Origin of the sequence: Marinobacter algicola DG893, assembly GCF_000170835.1 — a bacterium.
GTDB classification, from domain to species: Bacteria; Pseudomonadota; Gammaproteobacteria; order Pseudomonadales; family Oleiphilaceae; genus Marinobacter; species Marinobacter algicola.
The window spans coordinates 1-1,416 of the sequence record NZ_ABCP01000096.1 but is presented as its reverse complement, the minus strand read 5'-3'; the positions used below and the strand labels follow the sequence as shown (position 1 = coordinate 1,416).

At 56.1% G+C, this 1,416-nt stretch carries 1 protein-coding gene; it reads right to left on the bottom strand.

Features of this window, described 5'->3' with window-relative positions; genetic code table 11:
- Positions 1–274 precede the first annotated feature (274 nt).
- Positions 275–1,393 carry a porin gene (locus tag MDG893_RS20365; protein WP_007155743.1) on the bottom strand — a complete coding sequence of 373 codons (1,119 nt, stop codon included), beginning with the start codon at positions 1,391–1,393 and terminating at the stop codon, positions 275–277.
- Between the last annotated feature and the right edge of the window lie 23 nt (positions 1,394–1,416).

The window sequence follows — 1,416 nt, the reverse complement described above, 5'->3', positions numbered from 1 at the left end:
TACGCCACTGAAGACGATGTCCGCGAGCTGGACAGATACCTGTCCGCCCAGGCAACCCCGCAACCGCAAACCGTTGCTCTCCACCACAGCGCCTGAACCACTCTCTCAGGCATTTTGCTCCGGCCGGCCTCCCCCGCCCGGAGCTTTTTTGTGCTCCATTACTGGCAATCACCCTCCTGCTATCCCAAGACAAAAAAAACCGGATGCTCATGGCACCCGGCTTTTCCTGTTTCACCCCTTCGCCCAGGAAGACGTGAAGCGCGCCCTCTCTTGTTCAGAACGTCAGCTGTGCGCCAACAATGAAGGCATCGTATTCGCCCTGGCCACCCTCGGTACCCAGAGTGGTGTACTCGGCCATCAGAGTCAGTGCGTCCGTGGCGGCGTAGCGTGCAAACACCATGGTCAGATCCGTATCGTTCGCGCTCGAGTTGATGTCGTCTTCACCCTCGCCATAGCTGACACCCAATGTGGTGCGGTTGAAGCCGTATGTCGTCTCAACGTACCACTGACTGGCGTCTTCCTCGTTCGGATCCAGGCGAGCGGCAAATACGCCATTCCCGGTACCGGACGTCATGGAATAGTTACCACGAACATTCAGGTTGCCGAGCGACACCGAACCACCAAAATCGACACCAGACATGGTGTAGTCGTCAAAGGTGCCGGTTTTGGAATCCACATCCTGCGTGAAGGCACTTGACCACAACGAGAACATATCCGCGGTGTAGACCACGTTGCCCTCAATTCGGGGCGTGCTGTATTCCGCATCGGCCACGCCATCCACCTTGGACGGGCTGAACACACCTACCTTGAACTGCAGACCACCCAGGTTATTGGACGTGTACATGACACGTGGTGTGAAGTTGGCGTAGAAGTAGCCGTTCCCGATACGTCCCGCCGTTGCAGCCACCTGGTCCGGGCCGCCGATCAGGCCGACACCCAGGGCACTGCCGTTGTCCCCGATAGCTGGAACGCCGAAGATTCCAAAGCCCTTACCAATATTGACCTGGCCAAAATCACCGGCAACCGCAATTTCGGACACACGGCTACGGAAATTCGCATTGGCGTCACCCGGCGCTATGTCGGCGTTCATCTGGAAATGACCCGACACTTCCAGGCCGTTCTGCATGGGCGCATAGATGTTGGTTTGCAGTGTAGCGGGGTTGAAGCCTGTGGTGATGGTAAACGAGTCTTCGTCCGTTGGATCGTCATAATTTCCAAGCACCGCAAATATCGGAATGTGACCATTAAATCCCGCTTTCCAGCCGCTGTCGGATTCAAACGTCGTTTCAGCTGAAGCCGACGCAGCAAACGTTCCGGCAACCACCGCAACCCCGGCCGCCAGCGCAGACAACTTGAAAGACTTAACCTTCATGCAGTTTTTGTTTTCGATCATGATAGCTTCCTATTATTGTTGAG